Here is an 18321-nt window from a genome sequence, read left to right as displayed (position 1 = left end):
ATGGCGGCCCCCGTGCATCGACTGGATCTCGCGGCGATCCGTGCCGATTTTCCCATCCTCAAGCGTGTCATGCGCAGCGGAAAGCAGTTGGCGTACTTGGATTCCGGTGCGACGTCTCAGCGGCCGCTACAGGTGCTGGATGCCGAGCGCGAGTTCCTGGTGACCTCCAACGGCGCGGTCCATCGGGGCGCCCACCAGTTGATGGAGGAGGCTACCGACGCCTACGAGCAGGGCAGGGCCGACATTGCGGCGTTCGTCGGTGCCGGCGCCGACGAGCTGGTCTTCACCAAGAACGCTACCGAGTCGCTCAACCTGGTGTCGTATGTATTGGGCGACAGTCGATTCGACGGCGCACTGGGGGAGGGCGACGTTATCGTCGTCACCGAACTCGAGCATCACGCCAACATCGTCCCGTGGCACGAACTGGCCCGGCGGACCGGGGCTACGGTGCGCTGGTATGGCGTCACGGACGACGGCCGCATCGATCTGGACTCGTTGCAACTGGACGAGCGCGTCAAAGTTGTTGCTTTCAGCCATCATTCGAACGTGACCGGTGCGGTGGCGCCGGTGAGTGAGCTGGTGGCCCGGGCCAAGGCCGTGGGCGCGCTCACCGTGCTGGATGCCTGCCAGTCGGTGCCGCACCAGCCGGTCGACTTCCACGCGCTGGGCGTCGACTTCGGCGCCTTTTCGGGCCACAAAATGCTGGGGCCCAACGGGATCGGCGTTCTCTACGCTCGCCGCGAGCTGCTCGATGCGCTGCCGCCGTTTTTGACCGGCGGTTCGATGATCGAGACGGTCACGATGGAAGCCACCACCTACGCCCCACCGCCGCAGCGGTTTGAGGCCGGCACTCCGATGACCTCGCAGGTGGTCGGATTAGCCGCGGCCGCAAGGTATCTCGCCGCTCTGGGCATGGGTGCCGTCGAGGCCCACGAGCGCGAGCTGGTGGCCCAGGCCATCGACGGCCTGTCCGGGATCGACGCGGTGCGCATCATCGGCCCGACATCGATCGAAGATCGGGGCTCGCCGGTCGCGTTCGTCGTCGACGGGGTGCACGCGCACGACGTGGGCCAGGTGCTCGACGACGAGGGCGTGGCGGTGCGCGTCGGGCACCACTGCGCGATGCCATTGCACCGCCGATTCGGCGTGGCCGCCACGGCGCGCGCCTCGTTCGCCGTGTACAACACCGCCGACGAGGTCGAGCGGCTGGTGGCCGGCGTGCGCCGGTCCGTGGACTTCTTCGGCGGAGCGTGAGCCGTGCGCCTGGAGCAGATGTATCAGGACGTGATCCTCGATCACTACAAACACCCGCAACACCGTGGCCTGCGCGAGCCGTTCGGTGCGCAGGTGTCGCACGTGAACCCGATCTGCGGTGACGAGGTCACGCTGCGGGTCACACTGTCCGACGATGGGCAGACCGTGCTCGACGTCTCCTACGACGGGCAGGGGTGTTCGATCAGCCAGGCGTCCACCTCGGTGCTCACCCAGCAGGTGATCGGCCAGAGCGTGGGTGAATCGTTGAAGACCGTCACCGCCTTCACCGAAATGGTGTCGTCGCGGGGAACGGTCGAGGGCGACGAGGATGTCCTGGGCGACGGCATCGCGTTCGCCGGAGTAGCCAAGTATCCCGCCCGGGTGAAATGCGCCCTACTGGGCTGGATGGCGTTCAAAGACGCACTGGCGCAAGCCAGCCATGCTTTCGAGGAGGACCAGCGATGAGCGAAACCACCGCGACCAGCGAGGAATTCCTTGCCGATGTCGAGGAGGCGATGCGTGACGTCGTCGACCCGGAGTTGGGGATCAACGTGGTCGATCTGGGGTTGGTGTACGGGCTCAACGTCGAAGAGGGCGACGAGGGCACGGTCGCGACTATCGACATGACGTTGACGTCGGCGGCCTGCCCGTTGACCGATGTGATCGAAGACCAGTCGCGCACGGCGCTGGTCGGTAGCGGACTGGTCGACGATCTGCGGATCAACTGGGTGTGGAACCCGCCCTGGGGGCCGGACAAGATCACCGAGGACGGCCGCGAACAACTCCGCGCGCTCGGCTTCACCGTCTAAAGCTCTTCCCGGCGGCCCCGCGCGATTGGCGCGTCCCGAATGCGGGTATGACCCGCGCATCCCATTTGTTGGGTGTCGGCGCGTACGGGGGATGAAGTGATCGGCGATGTTCGGGTGGCTGGATAGGTTGCAGCGGCGCAATCGCGGAGTCAGTGTCGCGGTCGCGGTCATCTACAAGTACCTCGATGATCAAGGTGGTTATCTGGCCGCGCTGATCACCTATTACGGCTTCGTGTCGCTGTTTCCGCTGCTGTTGTTGCTGACCACCGGATTGGGGGTGGTGCTCGCCGGGCGGCCCGATCTGCACCAGCAGGTGATGCACAGCACGCTGAGCCAGTTCCCGGTCATCGGCAGCCAGCTGCACCAGCCGGAGGCGCTCAGCGGCGGGGCCACCGCGATCATCGTCGGGATTCTGGGTGCGCTCTACGGCGGGCTGGGCGTCGGTCAAGCGCTACAGAACGCCATGGACTCGGTGTGGGCCGTGCCGAAGAACAACCGCCCCAATATCTTTCAGTCGCGTCTGCGCAGCCTGCTGCTGGTGTTGGTGCTCGGCTCGGTGGCGTTGGCGGCCACCGTCTTGTCCGGGATCGGTCAGACCACCGGGGTGTTCGGAATCTTCGGCAAGATCTGCGTCGCCGTCGCGGCCATCACGATCAATGCGGTGATCTGCCTGGTGGCGTTCCGCGTGACCACCGCGCGTGACCTCACCTACCGGCAGGTGCTTCCGGGAGCCGTCGCGGCGGCAGTTATTTGGCAAACGTTGCAGTGGTTCGGGGCCGGCTATATCCAGCACACGGTCAAGACGTCCAGCGCCACCAACAGTGTGTTCGCATTGGTCTTGGGCATGCTGGCCTTCCTGTACCTGGTGTCCACGACGCTGGTGCTGTGCGCCGAGCTCAACGTCGTCCTGGTGGAACGGCTCTACCCGCGTGCGTTGCTCAGCGCCTTCAGCGACGATGCGGAACTGACCCCGGCCGATCGCCGGACCTATGCGAAAAAGGCGAAAGCCGAACGCGTCAAACGACTTCAACGGGTCAGCGTGCGCTTCGACGACACACACCCGCCCGCCGCTACCTGACCGGGACTAATCAGAAGGCGTCTTCGCAGAGGCGCATGACGTCGTCGTCGAGGGATGCAACGACGCGGCGCAGTGCGGTCAACCGCGGCAGTATGTTCTTGGCGAAGAACGCCGATGTCGCGATCTTGCCCTGATAGAACGCCTCGTCACTGGGCGACGGACTGCCGGCCAGTGCTGCGTGTGCGATTCCGGCATGCACCAGCAGCTGCCAGCCGATGAGCAGGTCGCCCACCGCGAGCAGATACCGCACCGAGCCGAGTCCCACTTTGTAAATCTCGGTGGGCTGTTGACTGGCCGACATCAAGAAGCCGGTCAGCGCGCCGGTCATTGCCGTCACGTCGTCGAGTGCGGTTTGCAGCAGCTGCGCTTGCGATTTCAGCGCGTCGTCACACGTGTCGATGGACTTGTTGATTTGCGCGATCACGAACTGCAGCGCTTGGCCGTGGTCGCGGACGATCTTGCGGAAGAAGAAGTCCAGCGCCTGGATCGCGGTCGTTCCCTCGTAGAGGGAGTCGATCTTGGAGTCGCGGATGTACTGCTCGAGCGGATAGTCCTGCAGGAAGCCCGACCCGCCCAGCGTCTGCAACGACTCGGTGAGGATCTCGTAGGCCCGCTCGGAGCTCACCCCCTTGACGATTGGCAGCAACAGGTCATCGATGCGGTGGGCCAGATCGTGATCGGCGCCCGAAACCTGTTGCGCTAGAGCATCATCCTGATGTGCGGCGGCGTACATATACAGTGCCCGCAAGCCCTCGGCGTAGGCCTTCTGGGTCATCAGACTGCGGCGTACATCCGGGTGGTGCAGGATCGTCACCCGCGGTGCGGTCTTGTCAGTCATCTGCGTCATGTCCGCGCCCTGCACTCGCTCCTTGGCATACGCCAAGGCGTTGAGGTAGCCGGTGGACAGGGTGCCGGCCGCCTTGACGCCGATCGTCATGCGCGCGTGCTCGATCACGGTGAACATCTGCGCGATCCCGTTGTGCACCCCGCCAACCAGGTATCCCACGGCGGGCACACCGGTGGCGCCGAAGGTCACCTCGCAGGTGGGGGAGGACTTGATCCCCATCTTGTGTTCCAGTCCGGTGACGAAAACCCCGTTGCGCGGGCCCAGTTCGAACGTTTCGGGATCGAACAGGTAATTGGGCACATAGAACAGGCTCAGCCCCTTGGTGCCGGGGCCGGCGCCCTCCGGGCGGGCCAGCACGAGATGAAAGACGTTGTCGGCAGTGGTGCCGACATCGCCGCCGGAGATGAACCGCTTGACGCCCTCGATGTGCCAGGTGCCGTCCGGTTGCTCGATCGCCTTGCTGCGGCCCGCACCGACGTCCGACCCGGCGTCGGGTTCGGTGAGCACCATGGTGGCCGCCCAACCGCGCTCGACGCCCTCGGCCGCCCACCTCTTCTGCTGCTCGTCGCCTTCGGTGTAAAGGGCTTGCGCCATAAAGGGACCCAGGCAGAAGAAGCTGGCCGACGGGTTCGCGCAGAAAATCATCTCGTTGACCGCCCACGCCAGCGGCGGCGGCGCCGGCATGCCGCCGATGTCTTCGGCCAGGCCGAGTCGCCACCACCCGGCGTCCTTGATCGCCTGCACGGTCTTAGCCAACTCGGGCGCCACGGAAATGCTGTGCGTCTCGGGATCGAAGACCGGCGGGTTGCGGTCGGCGAACGCGAAGGTTTCGGCGACCGGGCCTTCGGCCAGGCGAGCGGCCTCGGCCAAGATGGTCCGCACCGTGTCGACGTCGAGATCGGCGTATTCGCCGGCGCCCAGCACGGCTGCGACATCGAGAACTTCGAAGATGTTGAACTCGAGATCACGGACGTTAGCGATGTAGTGGCCCAAGACATCTCCTCCAACTGGTCCCTCAACTGGCCCGTACCGCGACGGATCATCAAGCCCTAAGTGTGTCTGAGCAGGAAAAACCTCCGCAACCGTAACCTCGCGGCGGGGGCCCACAGCCGGGCCTGCGCTGGCCATCCCCGGCGCGCCGGAGCAGGATGGGGGATGCGCGGGAACTTGCCGGTGGGCGACCTTCGCGCGGGAACATCGGGGTACGACGCGGCGTTAGGCAAAACGTGACAACACTGGAACTTACTGCGGAGCAGTTCAACGCGACGATCGAGAACAACGACATCGTCCTGGTCGATTTCTGGGCTTCCTGGTGCGGACCGTGCCGTCAGTTCGGACCGACCTTTCAGGCCTCCTCGGAGAAGCACCCCGACATCGTGCACGCCAAGGTCGATACCGAGGCCGAGCAGCAGCTCGCCGCCGCTGCCCAGATTCGCTCCATTCCGACGCTGATGGCGTTCAAGAAGGGCAAATTGCTGTTCAACCAGCCCGGGGCGTTGCCGCCGGCGGCGCTAGAGGACCTGGTACAGCAGATCCGCGACTTCGACGTCGAGGCCGCCGAGGCGGAAAAGGGTTAGGGCCCGCCGCCGAATAGGTCGTCAGCAACGACGCGCGATACCGTTCACGGGTGAGTTTGGTACTCCTGGAACACCCTCGGCCCGGTGTAGCGCTGATCACCCTCAACCGGCCCGAGCGGATGAATTCCATGGCGTTCGACGTCATGGTGCCGCTGAAAAAAACCCTGGACGAGGTGAGTTACGACAACTCCGTGCGGGTTGTGGTGTTGACCGGCGCGGGCCGGGGTTTCTCGTCGGGCGCCGATCACAAGTCGGCGGGATCGGTGCCCAACGTCGACGGGCTGACCCGGCCCACGTATGCGCTGCGCTCGATGGAGGTGCTCGACGAGGTCATTCTGGCGATGCGCCGCCTGCACCAACCCGTCATCGCGGCGGTGAATGGCGCGGCGATCGGCGGCGGGCTGTGCCTGGCGTTGGCGGCCGACATTCGGGTCGCCTCCACCAGCGCGTACTTCCGGGCGGCGGGCATCAACAACGGGCTGACGGCCAGCGAACTGGGGCTGTCCTACCTTTTGCCCCGGGCCATCGGCGCCTCGCGCGCATTCGAGATCATGCTGACTGGGCGCGACGTCACCGCGGAGGAGGCCGAGCGCATCGGGCTGGTGTCCTGCCAGGTGCCCGACGGCCAGCTGCTGGACACCTGTTACGCGATCGCCGCCCGCATCGCCGCGTTTTCCCGGCCCGGGGTCGAATTGACCAAACGCACACTGTGGAGTGGACTGGACGCCGGTAGCCTGGAAGGGCATATGCAAGCCGAAGGCTTGGGACAGCTTTTCGTCCGTCTGCTCACTGCCAACTTCGAAGAAGCGGTTGCTGCACGCGCAGAGCGCCGACCGCCGATGTTCACCGACGACAAGTAGCGGCCCGGTACCGGGCGACAAGCAGCGATAAACGAGGAGAGCGATCGTGATCACGGCTACGGGCCTTGAGGTCCGCGCTGGCGCGCGCATCCTGCTCTCACCTGACGGTCCCGATTTGCGAATTCAGCCCGGCGACCGCATCGGACTGGTCGGCCGCAACGGCGCAGGCAAGACGACGACGCTGCGCATTCTGGCCGGAGAGAGTGAACCGTATGCGGGCACGGTCACCCGTACCGGCGAAATCGGTTATCTGCCACAGGATCCCAAAGAAGGCGATCTCGACGTGCTGGCCCGCGACCGCGTGTTGTCCGCCCGCGGGTTAGACGTTCTGCTCACCGATCTGGAGAAGCAGCAGGCGTTGATGGCCGAGGTCGCCGACGACGACGCCCGCGACCGCGCGATCCGTCGCTACGGCCAACTCGAGGAGCGGTTCGTCGCGCTGGGCGGCTATGGCGCCGAAAGCGAAGCCGGGCGGATCTGCGCGAGTCTCGGTCTGCCGGACCGGGTGATGACTCAGCAGCTGCGCACGCTGTCCGGTGGTCAGCGTCGCCGGGTGGAGCTGGCCCGCATCCTGTTCGCCGCGTCTGATACCGGTTCAGGTTCGTCGACCACACTGCTGCTCGATGAGCCGACCAACCACCTGGACGCGGATTCGATTGGCTGGCTGCGGGATTTCCTGCGCTCGCACACCGGCGGCCTGGTCGTCATCAGCCACAACGTCGAGTTGCTCGCCGACGTCGTCAACCGGGTGTGGTTCCTGGACGCCGTGCGCGGTGAGGCCGACGTCTACAACATGACCTGGCAGAAGTATCTGGACGCGCGCGCCACCGACGAACAGCGTCGCCGCCGCGAGCGCGCCAACGCCGAACGCAAGGCCGCCGCGCTGCGTTCCCAAGCCGCCAAGCTGGGCGCGAAAGCCACCAAAGCCGTTGCGGCACAGAACATGTTGCGTCGTGCCGATCGCATGATGGCGGCCCTGGACGAGGAGCGGGTGGCCGACAAGGTCGCTCGGATCAAATTCCCCACCCCCGCTGCCTGCGGTCGAACCCCGTTGGTGGCCAAGGGCCTGAGCAAGTCCTACGGCTCCCTGGAAGTGTTCACCGGCGTCGATTTGGCCATCGATCGCGGCTCGCGAGTGGTGGTGCTGGGGCTCAATGGCGCCGGCAAGACCACGCTGCTGCGCCTGTTGGCCGCCGCCGAAATCCCCGACACCGGCGGCATCGAGCCCGGGCACGGCTTGCGCCTGGGCTATTTCGCGCAGGAGCACGACACCATCGACAACGATGCGAGCGTGTGGGAGAACATCCGGCACGCCGCACCCGCATCCGGCGAGCAGGAGCTGCGCGGCCTACTCGGCGCATTCATGTTCAGCGGCCCGCAGCTCGACCAGCCCGCCGGCACCCTGTCCGGTGGCGAGAAGACCCGGCTCGCGCTGGCCGGCCTGGTGGCCTCGACGGCGAACGTGCTGCTGCTCGACGAGCCGACCAACAACCTCGATCCGGCGTCGCGCGAACAAGTCCTCGACGCGCTGCGCAGCTATCAGGGCGCGGTGGTGCTGGTGACACACGACCCCGGTGCCGCCGAGGCGCTGGATCCGCAGCGGGTCGTGCTGCTGCCCGACGGCACCGAGGACTATTGGTCCGAGGAATACCGGGATCTCATCGAGCTCGCTTGAGCCCGGCAAGTGATCGTCGGCGAATTCGGCCAAATTGACACGCGTAAGACATCGGCTTCTTACTCTTGGGGCTTGGGTTTGAGTTTCAAGCGTGGAGGGGTCAGTGCCAACGTCGAAAGAACTGCGCGCCGAATTGCTGCACGAACTACGCAACGCCTACGAAGGCGGTGCGAGCATTCGGACGCTGGTCGCCAGCACCGGCAGATCGTACGGGTCGATTCACAGCATGCTGCGCGAATCGGGGACCACGATGCGCAGCCGGGGTGGTCCGAACCATACCCGGCACCGCTAGCCGCTGCCGTCCACTTGGTGCGTTGAGGCCGGCCCAGAATCGTTGCGGCGCACCGAGTTTTCCACCAGATCCAGGACGGCGGACAGCCGTCGCGGATCCTCGCCGGAGGCCAACCGAGCCACCAATCCGTCCAGGACCAGTTCCAGGTAGCACTGCAACACGTCACCGGGGACGTCGTCGCGGACCCGGTGTGCTTCCTTCTGGCGTTGCAGGCGATCGTGGGTGGCGGCCGCCAGTTCCGCGGACCGCTCAGACCAGCCTCGGCTGAAGGCGGGGTCGTTGCGCAGCTTGCGCGCAATCTCCAGCCGGGTGGCCAGCCAGTCGAACTGCTCTGGTGCGGCGAGCATGTCACGCATCACCTGGATCAGTCCCTCGCGCGAGGCGACGTCGGCCATCCGCTCCGCGTCCTCGTGGGCCAGCGCGAAAAACAACGCGTCCTTGTCCCGGAAGTGGTGAAAGATCGCGCCACGCGACATCCCGATCGACTGCTCCAGTCGTCGAACGGTGGCTCTGTCGTAGCCGTGTTCGGCGAAACACCGTCGCGCACCGTCCAGGATCTGGCGGCGGCGAGCCGCCAGATGGTCCTCGCTGACTTTGGGCATGGGCCGGGGTGGCTGGGCTCGGACTAGCCGGACTTCAGCATGTTGCGCAGCACATACTGCAGGATGCCGCCGTTGCGGTAGTAGTCGGCTTCACCGGGGGTGTCGATGCGCACCACCGCGTCGAACTCGATCGGGTTCCCGTCGTCCTTGGTGGCCTTGACGTGCACTGTCTTCGGCGTCTTGCCCTCGTTGAGCGCGTCGATGCCGGTGATGTCGAACACCTCGGTGCCGTCCAGGCCCAGTTCCTGAGCCGTCTTGCCCTCGGGGAACTGCAGCGGGATCACGCCCATGCCGATCAGGTTGGAGCGGTGGATCCGCTCGAACGACTCCGCGATCACCGCCCGCACACCCAGCAGCCGGGTTCCCTTGGCCGCCCAGTCTCGTGACGAGCCCGAGCCGTACTCCTTGCCACCCAGGACCACCAGCGGAATGTTCTGTGCCGCATAGTTTTGCGCCGCGTCATAGATGAAGGCCTGGGGCGCGCCATCCTGGGTGAAGTCGCGGGTGTATCCCCCGGAGACATCGTCGAGCAGCATGTTGCGCAGCCGGATGTTGGCGAACGTGCCGCGGATCATCACCTCGTGGTTGCCACGCCGCGAACCGAAGGAGTTGTAGTCCTTGCGCTCCACGCCGTGCTCGTCGAGGTACTGCGCGGCCGGCGTGCCGGGCTTGATGCTGCTGGCGGGCGAGATGTGGTCGGTGGTAACCGAATCACCCAGCAGCGCCAGCACTCTCGCGCCGGTGATGTCGGCGACTGGCTCGGGCTCGGCGGGCATGCCCTCGAAGTACGGGGGCTTGCGCACATACGTCGAATCCGGATTCCACTCGAAGGTGTTGCCGCTCGGGGTGGGCAGGTTGCGCCACCGCTCATCGCCCTTGAACACGTCGGCGTAGTTCTTGGTGAACATCTCGGAGTTGATCGCCGAGGCGATGGTGTCCGAGACGTCTTTTTGCGACGGCCAAATGTCGTTGAGGTAGACGTCGTTGCCATCCTTGTCGGTGCCCAGCGGCTGCTTTTCGAAGTCGAAGTCCATCGTGCCGGCCAGCGCGTAGGCCACCACCAGCGGCGGTGAGGCCAGGTAGTTCATTTTGACGTCCGGGTTGATGCGGCCCTCGAAGTTCCGGTTGCCCGACAGCACCGCCGTCACCGAAAGGTCATTGTCGTTAATGGCTTTCGAGATTTCGTCGGGCAGCGGGCCGGAGTTGCCGATGCACGTGGTGCAGCCGTAGCCGACCAGATAGAAGCCGAGCTTCTCCAGGTAGGGCCACAGGCCAGCCTTGTCGTAGTAGTCGTTGACCACCTGAGAGCCGGGGGCCATCGTGGTCTTCACCCATGGTTTGGACGCCAGACCCTTTTCGACGGCGTTGCGGGCCAGTAGCGCAGCGCCCAGCATCACCTCAGGGTTGGAGGTGTTGGTGCACGAGGTGATCGCGGCGATCACCACGGCACCGTGGTCGAGGACGAACTCGCCGCGTTCGTCGGACTTCACGGTGACCGGGTTGCTGGGGCGGCCCTTGGAATGTGCGGCCGCCGAGTGCGTCTCGGGCACGTCGTCGGCGTGGCCGTTCGACACCGCGCCGGGGTCGCTGGCCGGGAAGGTCTCTTCGACGGCCTCATCCAGTTTCGAGTAGCCCTGCTTGCCATCCTCGTCCCCGTCGACGTAGCTGAGAATCTGCTCCCGGAACGTCGCCCTGGCGGCCGACAACGCGATGCGGTCCTGCGGCCGTTTGGGTCCGGCAATGGACGGTTCCACCGTGGAGAGGTCGAGCTCGAGGTACTCGGAGAACGCCGGTTCGCGGTCGGGGTCGTGCCACAGGCCCTGTTCTTTGGCGTAGGTCTGGACCAGTGCCAGCTGCTCATCGGTGCGGCCGGTGAACTTGAGGTAGGAGATGGTCTCCTCGTCGATCGGGAAAATGGCTGCGGTGGAGCCGAATTCGGGGCTCATGTTGCCCAGTGTGGCGCGGTTGGCCAGCGGTACCTCGGAGACGCCCTTGCCGTAGAACTCGACGAACTTGCCGACCACGCCGTGCTTGCGCAGCATCTCGGTGACCGTGAGGACGACGTCGGTGGCCGTGACTCCCGGCTGGATCTCGCCGGTCAGCTTGAAGCCGACGACGCGGGGGATGAGCATCGACACGGGCTGGCCCAGCATCGCGGCCTCGGCCTCGATACCGCCGACGCCCCAACCCAGCACACCGAGGCCGTTGACCATCGTGGTGTGCGAGTCGGTGCCCACGCAGGTGTCCGGATACGCCACCCCGTCGCGGGTCATGACGACGCTGGCCAGGTACTCGATGTTGACCTGGTGCACGATGCCGGTACCGGGCGGCACGACCTTGAAGTCGTCGAAGGCGCCCTGGCCCCAGCGCAGGAATTGGTAGCGCTCGCCGTTGCGCTGGTATTCGATTTCGACGTTGCGCTCGAACGCGTCGGCGGTGCCGAACAGATCGGCGATCACGGAGTGGTCGATCACCAGATCGGCCGGCGCCAGGGGATTGACCTTGTCGGGCTTGCCGCCGAGATCGGCGATCGCCTCGCGCATGGTGGCCAGGTCGACGATGCAGGGCACCCCAGTGAAGTCCTGCATCACCACCCGAGCGGGGGTGTACTGGATCTCGATACTGGGTTCCGCGTTGGGATCCCAGTTCGCGATCGCTTCGATGTGGTCCTTGGTGATATTGCTGCCGTCTTCGTTGCGCAGCAGGTTCTCGGCGAGGACCTTCAGGCTGTAGGGGAGTTTCTCGGTGTTGGGTACGGCGTCCAGACGGTAGATCTGGTAACTCTTGTCGCCGACCTTCAGGGTGTCGCGGGCTCCGAACGAGTTCACAGAATCTTGCTTGGTCACATCAACTCCCTGGGATTAAGTTCTTCCGCCGGCGGGGCTGTGCCGGGCGGTGCTCCGGACGATCATGCCAACCCTAACAGTACGCTTGTCCTGCAATGCGTCGGCACATCATTTTCAGTCTTCTCGGGTCGAGGCCGGGTTGAAACCTTTTTCTCGGACCCTTCGCGTACGGTTCGTGTAGCGCAGGCGCTACCGCGGGCAGGAGGCACACCGTGACCGGGCAGGGTTCGTTCGTTCCATCACCGGAGACCACGTTTTCCTGGCATCCGGTGCTGCCCGCCTACATTCCTCAAGACGTCGACATGACGGCGATCAAGGCCGCGGTCGCCGCGTCCGGTGTGAGCGCGCCGCCGGAGGCGGCCCCGGCCCTGCGCGAGCTGGTCGATCAGGCGCACGCCGCCGGCATCAATCTCAAAATTGTGCTGCTCGACCACAATCCGCCGAACGACACACCCTTGCGTGACATCTCCACCGTGGTCGGCGCCGACTATCACGACGCCACCGTCTTGACACTGAGCCCCAATTACGTCGGCACCTACAGCACGCAGTTCCCGCGCGTCACGCTCGAGGCCGGCGAGGACATCGCCAAAACGGGCAATCCCGTCGTCTCGGCGCAGCATTTTTTGCACGAGCTGGAAACCCCCGAGTTTCCCTGGACTGGGCTGACCATTTTCCTGCTAATCGCCGTGCTCGCCGCGGCCGTCGGCGCGCGGTTCCTACAGGTGCGCGCTCGGCGGCCAGCAACCTCGCCGGACATCGAACCGGCCGCCGCCGGCCAGCCGGCAGAGGGCGTCTAACCACCCACATCCTTCACATCCGGACCTCGCGGGCGGATTCCGCGACGGCGTGCGGCAAACCAGGTAGATAACCGTTCGGTCACATTAAACGCACGTAGAGGGTTGCGATTTGTCACGAGCATTTCGCCGCGCACCAGTGTGACGTACGGTGCAAATGATGCTCGTGTTGTGTTTGGCGCCCGTAGCGATAAAAGGGGCTGGCGCCGCCGTCCGCGTTGATCCCAAGGGGAGCCAAGTCGAATGAGACCTACACGCCGCGGCTCCGCTACGCGACCGTTCCGCAGGCTAATCCGTCCCGTCATCCCCTCGGTATTGAGCCTGGCCCTGCTCGTCACCACACCCGGTCTGGCGCACAGTGATCCGAGCGCCGACACTCTCGGCGCGCTGATCGCCAACGTCGCCAAGGCCAACCAGCGTCTGGAAGATCTGAGCGCCGAGATTCAGGGCGAGCAGGAGGCCGTCAACAAGGCTCTGGTCGATGTGGAGACCTCGCGGGACAACGTCGTCGCGGCCCAGCACGACCTGGAAGTCAGCCAGCAGTCGGTCAAGGACGCCAACGCGGCCATTGCCGCGGCGCAACGCCGTTTCAATACCTTCGCGGCGGCGGTGTACATGAACGGTCCGTCGGGCAGCTACCTGACCGCGAGTAGCCCCGAGGACATCATCGCCACCGAATCCGCCTCGCGGACCTTGACCGCGAGTAGCCAGACGGTGATGGACAACCTGCAGCGGGCGCGAACCGAGCAGGTCAACAAGGAGTCCGCGGCGCGGCTGGCCAAGCAGAAGGCCGAAAAGGCCGCCGCCGACGCGAAAGCCAGCCAGGACGCGGCGGTCGCCGCGCTCACCGAGTCGAAGCGCAAGTTCGACGAGCAGCGCGAACAGATCGCTCGGCTGGCCGCCGAGCGCGACGAGGCGCAGGCCAAACTTCAGCAGGCCCAACTGACGTCGGCGCATTGGTCCGAGGGCGGGCCGGGCGCACCGACGACCGGCGACCGCTGGGATCCGGGCGCCCCGGCCGGGCCGTCCATGGCGGGAGGGCGCCGGTGGGACGGCTGGGACCCCACGCTGCCGATGGTGCCGAGTGCCAACGTCCCGGGTGACCCCGTCGCGGTGATCAATCAGGTGCTGGGCATCTCGGCCACCTCCACGCAGGTCACCGCGCAAATGGGCAAGGGCTTCCTGCAGCAACTCGGCATCCTGCGACCCGACGACACCGGGATCACCAACGCGGCGCCCGGCGGCGTCGGCGCACGGATACCGCGGGTCTATGGCCGGCAGGCCTCCGAATATGTGATCCGCCGCGGCCTGTCGCAGGTCGGCGTGCCCTACTCCTGGGGTGGCGGCAATGCGGCCGGTCCCAGTAAAGGCATCGACTCCGGGGCGGGAATCACCGGTTTCGACTGTTCGGGTCTGGTCCTCTACTCGTTCGCCGGGGTCGGCATCAAGCTTCCGCACTACTCGGGCTCGCAGTACAACCTGGGCCGCAAGATCCCGTCTTCCCAGATGCGCCGCGGTGACGTCATCTTCTACGGCCCGGGCGGCAGCCAGCACGTGACCATCTATCTCGGTCAAGGCCAGATGCTCGAGGCTCCCGATATCGGGCTGAAGGTGCGCGTCGCGCCCGTGCGTACCAGCGGCATGACACCGTACGTGGTTCGCTACATCGAATATTAACGAGGATCTATGGGGCACAAGCGTTTTCGTCTGATCAACGTAGCCTGGCTCACCGCCGTGGTGGCCGGGCTGGTGTTGTCTGTCGCCGCCCCGGCCCCCGTCGCCAATGCCGATCCCGCGTGGGACCCCACCCTGCCCGCCACCGTCAGTGCCGGCGCCCCCGGCGATCCGCTGGCCGTGGCGAACGCGTCGCTGCAGGCCACCGCCCAGGCCACCCAGACCACGATGGACTTGGGCAGGCAATTTTTGGGCGGACTCGGGATCAACATCCTCGGCGATCCGGCCCCGGCCGCGGCCAGCCCCACCAACCCCGGCGGCAAGATCCCGCGGGTCTATGGCCGTCAGGCCATCGAGTACGTGATCAAGCGGATGGGCTCGCAGATGGGTGTTCCGTATTCGTGGGGCGGCGGCTCGCTGGACGGGCCGAGCAAGGGCGTCGGCGACGGCGCCAACATCACCGGGTTCGACTGCTCGGGCCTGATGCGGTACGGATTCGCCGGCGTCGGCGTGCTGATCCCGCGGTTCTCCGGCGACCAGTACAACGCCGGTCGCCACATTCCGCCCAACGAGGCGCGCCGCGGCGACCTGATCTTCTACGGCCCGGGCGGTGGCCAACACGTCACCATGTATCTGGGCAACGGGCAGATGCTCGAGGCCTCGGGAAGCGCGGGCAAGGTGACCGTGAGTCCCGTGCGCAAGCCCGGCATGACGCCGTACCTGACTAGGATCATCGAGTACTGACCCGGGTGGGCGATTTGCTCCCCGCGCCGCGTGGCGTCGACGGAATCCCAGCGGCCTGGAATAGTTGGACCAGGGCACGGCGACGCGTTGTCGGTGGAACCGAGAAAGGGATGTGATGACAGCAGCAGGTGGGCCACCCCAGGGGGCCAGTGGTTACCCGGGTGGACAGTCGGGTCCCGGAGCCCATGCGGCGCCGTCCGGGGGCGCCGACGGTTTGGCTGCCGAAGTACACACCCTGGAACGGGCAATCTTCGAGGTCAAGCGCATCATCGTCGGCCAGGACCAACTCGTCGAGCGGATGCTGGTCGGTCTGCTGTCCAAGGGGCACGTGCTACTCGAAGGGGTGCCGGGCGTCGCCAAGACGCTGGCCGTCGAGACGTTCGCCAAAGTGGTCGGCGGGACCTTCGCACGCATCCAGTTCACGCCTGACTTGGTGCCCACCGACATCATCGGTACCCGCATCTACCGGCAGGGCAAGGAAGAGTTCGACACCGAGCTGGGCCCCGTCGTGGTCAACTTCCTGCTCGCCGACGAGATCAACCGGGCGCCCGCCAAGGTGCAGTCGGCGCTGCTGGAGGTGATGGCCGAACGCCAGGTGTCGATCGGTGGCAAGCGGTTCCCGCTGCCAAACCCGTTCCTGGTGATGGCGACGCAGAACCCCATCGAGCACGAGGGTGTCTATCAGCTCCCCGAGGCCCAGCGCGACCGCTTCCTGTTCAAGATCAACGTCGGCTACCCCTCGCCCGAGGAAGAGCGCGAGATCATCTACCGGATGGGTGTCAAACCGCCCCAGCCCAAGCAGATTCTGGAGACCGGCGACCTGCTGCGGCTGCAGGACATCGCGGCCAACAACTTCGTGCACCACGCCCTGGTGGACTACGTGGTGCGCATCGTCACCGCCACCCGCCACCCCGAGCAGCTGGGCATGAACGACGTCAAGACCTGGATCTCGTTCGGCGCGTCTCCCCGTGCTTCGTTGGGCATCATCGCGGCCGCCCGATCGCTGGCGCTGGTGCGTGGCCGCGACTACGTCATCCCGCAAGACGTCGTCGAGGTCATCCCCGACGTGCTGCGACACCGGTTGGTGCTCACCTACGATGCGCTGGCCGACGAGATCTCGCCCGAGATCGTGATCAACCGGGTCCTGCAGACAGTCGCCCTTCCGCAAGTGAATGCCGTTCCGCAGCAAGGGCATTCGGTACCGCCGGTGATGCAGGCTGCGGGTGCGGCCGGCAGTCGGTGACCGACCCGAAACCTGCCGCCAAGCCCGCGGCATTACATCCGCCGTCTTTTCAGCGCGGACAGATCGACGACCCGAAATTGTCGGCGGCGCTGCGCACCCTGGAGCTCACCGTCAGGCGCAAGCTCGACGGTGTCCTGCACGGCGATCACCTCGGCCTGATTCCGGGGCCCGGTTCGGAGCCGGGGGAGTCGCGGGAGTACCAGCCCGGCGACGACGTGCGGCGGATGGACTGGGCGGTTACCGCCCGCACCACCCACCCGCATGTGCGGCAGATGATCGCCGACCGCGAGCTGGAGACGTGGATGGTGGTCGACATGTCGGCCAGCCTGGACTTCGGTACCACGGTCTGCGAAAAGCGTGACCTGGCGGTGGCCGCCGCGGCCGCTATCACCTTCCTCAACAGCGGCGGCGGTAATCGGCTCGGTGCGCTGATCACCAACGGCGCCACCACGGTTCGGGTGCCGGCCCGGTCCGGACGGCAACACGAGCAGACGCTGTTGCGCACCATCGCGACGATGCCCAAGGCGCCGGTCGGGGTGCGCGGCGACCTCGCGGTGGCCATCGACGCATTGCGCCGGCCGGAGCGCCGCCGCGGCATGGCGGTGATCATCAGCGACTTCCTGGGACCGATCAACTGGATGCGTCCGCTGCGCGCGATCGCCGCCCGCCACGAGGTGCTGGCCATTGAGGTGCTCGACCCCAGGGACATCGAACTGCCCGACGTGGGGGACGTCGTGCTGCAAGACGCCGAGACCGGGGTGACCCGCGAATTCACCGTCGACGCGCAACTGCGTGACGACTTCGCCAAGGCCGCGGCCGCGCATCGCGCCGACGTGGCCCGCACCATCCGCGGTTGTGACGCACCGGTTTTGACGCTGCGCACCGACCGGGACTGGATCGCCGACATCGTCCGCTTTGTGGAGTCCCGACGACGCGGGGCCATGGCGGGGCGCCAGTGACGGTGCCTCTGCTCGGCGCAATGTCGCTGTCCGGGTTCGCTCACGCGTGGTGGTTCCTGTTCCTGCTCGTCGTCGCCGGGCTGGTCGTGCTCTATGTGGCGATGCAGTTGGCCCGGCAGCGGCGGATGCTGCGGTTCGCCAACATGGAGCTGCTGGAAAGCGTGGCCCCCAAACGGCCCGCCAAGTGGCGGCACGTGCCGGCAATCCTGCTGGTGGCCTCGCTGGTGCTGTTTACCGTCGCGATGGCGGGCCCGACCAACGATGTCCGGATCCCGCGCAACCGCGCGGTCGTGATGCTGGTGATCGACGTGTCGCAGTCGATGCGGGCCACCGACGTCGAACCCAACCGAATGGCCGCCGCCCAGGAGGCGGCCAAGCAGTTCGCCGACGAGCTCACCCCGGGCATCAACCTGGGTCTGATCGCCTACGCGGGGACCGCGACCGTTCTGGTGTCGCCGACGACCAACCGCGAGGCGACCAAGGTCGCTCTGGACAAGCTGCAGTTTGCCGACCGCACCGCCACCGGGGAGGGCATCTTCACCGCGCTGCAGGCCATCGCCACGGTTGGAGCGGTCATCGGCGGCGGTGACAAGCCGCCCCCGGCGCGCATCGTGTTGTTCTCCGACGGCAAGGAGACGATGCCGACCAACCCCGACAACCCGAAGGGCGCCTTCACCGCGGCGCGCACCGCGAAAGACCAGGGTGTGCCGATTTCGACGATCTCGTTCGGCACCCCCTACGGCTTCGTGGAGATCAACGATCAACGCCAGCCGGTGCCGGTCGACGATGAGACGCTGAAGAAAGTCGCCCAGCTCTCCGGTGGAAACTCTTACAGCGCCGCCACTTTGGCGGAGTTGAAGGCCGTCTACGCCTCCCTGCAGCAGCAGATCGGGTACGAGACCATCAAAGGTGACGCCAGCGTGGGCTGGCTGCGGCTGGGTGCGCTGGTGTTGGCGCTCGCCGCCCTGGCGGCCCTGCTGATCAATCGACGCCTGCCGAATTAACCCGTTTTCCCGAGCGTTTCGCGCGAGCCTAACCAACGTGCGATTTTCCGCCGCGAATTTCGC

General features: G+C 66.1%; 16 protein-coding genes and 1 pseudogene. 14 read left to right on the top strand and 3 right to left on the bottom strand.

The annotated features are described in order from the left end of the window. From G6N33_RS01055 to G6N33_RS01040, 4 genes and pseudogenes are all read left to right on the top strand, one after another. A complete protein-coding gene (locus G6N33_RS01055) occupies nucleotides 1-1254 on the top strand; it encodes a cysteine desulfurase (RefSeq protein WP_044511421.1) in 1254 nt (417 codons plus the stop codon). A gap of 18 nt (nucleotides 1255-1272) precedes the next feature. Then, nucleotides 1273-1777, top strand: a pseudogene (gene sufU, locus G6N33_RS01050) (Fe-S cluster assembly sulfur transfer protein SufU). Continuing rightward, nucleotides 1716-2063 (top strand): metal-sulfur cluster assembly factor, encoded by a 348-nt coding sequence (locus tag G6N33_RS01045; protein WP_044511423.1) that lies wholly within the window; start codon nucleotides 1716-1718, stop codon nucleotides 2061-2063. Before sufU ends, G6N33_RS01045 begins: the two are co-directional and overlap by 62 nt. Before the next feature lie 106 nt (nucleotides 2064-2169). After that, entirely contained in the window at nucleotides 2170-3141 is a 972-nt protein-coding gene (locus G6N33_RS01040; RefSeq protein WP_163771438.1) for a YihY/virulence factor BrkB family protein, read from the top strand. A gap of 10 nt (nucleotides 3142-3151) precedes the next feature. On the opposite strand, the gene G6N33_RS01035 is transcribed toward G6N33_RS01040, so the two are convergent. After that, the gene (locus G6N33_RS01035; protein ID WP_044511425.1) at nucleotides 3152-4981 is read right to left on the bottom strand and encodes an acyl-CoA dehydrogenase; all 1830 of its coding nucleotides are present in this window, start codon (nucleotides 4979-4981) and stop codon (nucleotides 3152-3154) included. A gap of 233 nt (nucleotides 4982-5214) precedes the next feature. Between G6N33_RS01035 and trxA the strand changes: the two genes are divergently transcribed. From trxA to G6N33_RS01015, 4 genes are all read left to right on the top strand, one after another. Next, nucleotides 5215-5565: a thioredoxin gene (gene trxA, locus G6N33_RS01030; RefSeq protein ID WP_044511426.1), complete on the top strand. Its 351-nt coding sequence runs from the start codon at nucleotides 5215-5217 to the stop codon at nucleotides 5563-5565. A 50-nt stretch (nucleotides 5566-5615) separates the two neighbouring features. Next, the gene (locus tag G6N33_RS01025; RefSeq protein WP_044511427.1) at nucleotides 5616-6425 is read left to right on the top strand and encodes an enoyl-CoA hydratase; all 810 of its coding nucleotides are present in this window, start codon (nucleotides 5616-5618) and stop codon (nucleotides 6423-6425) included. Nucleotides 6426-6471: 46 nt separating this feature from the next. Continuing rightward, nucleotides 6472-8100 (top strand): ABC-F family ATP-binding cassette domain-containing protein, encoded by a 1629-nt coding sequence (locus G6N33_RS01020; protein ID WP_101528792.1) that lies wholly within the window; start codon nucleotides 6472-6474, stop codon nucleotides 8098-8100. A 103-nt stretch (nucleotides 8101-8203) separates the two neighbouring features. Beyond that, a complete protein-coding gene (locus G6N33_RS01015) occupies nucleotides 8204-8392 on the top strand; it encodes a helix-turn-helix domain-containing protein (RefSeq protein ID WP_044511429.1) in 189 nt (62 codons plus the stop codon). On the opposite strand, the gene G6N33_RS01010 is transcribed toward G6N33_RS01015, so the two are convergent. Beyond that, nucleotides 8389-8994 carry a TetR/AcrR family transcriptional regulator gene (locus G6N33_RS01010; RefSeq protein WP_044511430.1) on the bottom strand — a complete coding sequence of 202 codons (606 nt, stop codon included), beginning with the start codon at nucleotides 8992-8994 and terminating at the stop codon, nucleotides 8389-8391. The two genes, G6N33_RS01015 and G6N33_RS01010, sit on opposite strands and share 4 nt — an antisense overlap. A gap of 23 nt (nucleotides 8995-9017) precedes the next feature. Further along, nucleotides 9018-11840, bottom strand: a complete 2823-nt coding sequence (locus G6N33_RS01005) for an aconitate hydratase (RefSeq protein ID WP_163771435.1) — start codon at nucleotides 11838-11840, stop codon at nucleotides 9018-9020. 302 nt (nucleotides 11841-12142) lie between these two features. Between G6N33_RS01005 and G6N33_RS01000 the strand changes: the two genes are divergently transcribed. The 6 genes from G6N33_RS01000 (at nucleotide 12143) to G6N33_RS00975 (ending at nucleotide 18258) form a co-directional block, all read left to right on the top strand. Further along, nucleotides 12143-12637 carry an Rv1476 family membrane protein gene (locus tag G6N33_RS01000; protein WP_231382724.1) on the top strand — a complete coding sequence of 165 codons (495 nt, stop codon included), beginning with the start codon at nucleotides 12143-12145 and terminating at the stop codon, nucleotides 12635-12637. Between the two features lie 240 nt (nucleotides 12638-12877). After that, on the top strand, nucleotides 12878-14311 hold the full coding sequence (ripA, locus tag G6N33_RS00995) for an NlpC/P60 family peptidoglycan endopeptidase RipA (protein ID WP_101528791.1): 1434 nt from the start codon (nucleotides 12878-12880) through the stop codon (nucleotides 14309-14311). 9 nt (nucleotides 14312-14320) lie between these two features. Continuing rightward, complete coding sequence (gene ripB, locus G6N33_RS00990) at nucleotides 14321-15052, top strand: NlpC/P60 family peptidoglycan endopeptidase RipB (protein WP_044511438.1); 732 nt, start codon at nucleotides 14321-14323, stop codon at nucleotides 15050-15052. Nucleotides 15053-15167: 115 nt separating this feature from the next. Next, the gene (gene moxR1, locus G6N33_RS00985; protein WP_044511440.1) at nucleotides 15168-16295 is read left to right on the top strand and encodes a chaperone MoxR1; all 1128 of its coding nucleotides are present in this window, start codon (nucleotides 15168-15170) and stop codon (nucleotides 16293-16295) included. Further along, nucleotides 16292-17254, top strand: a complete 963-nt coding sequence (locus G6N33_RS00980) for a DUF58 domain-containing protein (protein WP_044511442.1) — start codon at nucleotides 16292-16294, stop codon at nucleotides 17252-17254. Before moxR1 ends, G6N33_RS00980 begins: the two co-directional genes overlap by 4 nt. Further along, the gene (locus G6N33_RS00975) at nucleotides 17251-18258 is read left to right on the top strand and encodes a VWA domain-containing protein (RefSeq protein ID WP_044511444.1); all 1008 of its coding nucleotides are present in this window, start codon (nucleotides 17251-17253) and stop codon (nucleotides 18256-18258) included. The genes G6N33_RS00980 and G6N33_RS00975 overlap by 4 nt, the downstream gene beginning before the upstream one ends. Nucleotides 18259-18321 lie beyond the last annotated feature (63 nt).

Source organism: Mycobacterium simiae, assembly GCF_010727605.1.
Classification (GTDB): Bacteria; Actinomycetota; Actinomycetes; order Mycobacteriales; family Mycobacteriaceae; genus Mycobacterium; species Mycobacterium simiae.
Note: the sequence above shows the minus strand (reverse complement) of the source record. Positions and strands in the feature narration are given on the sequence as shown.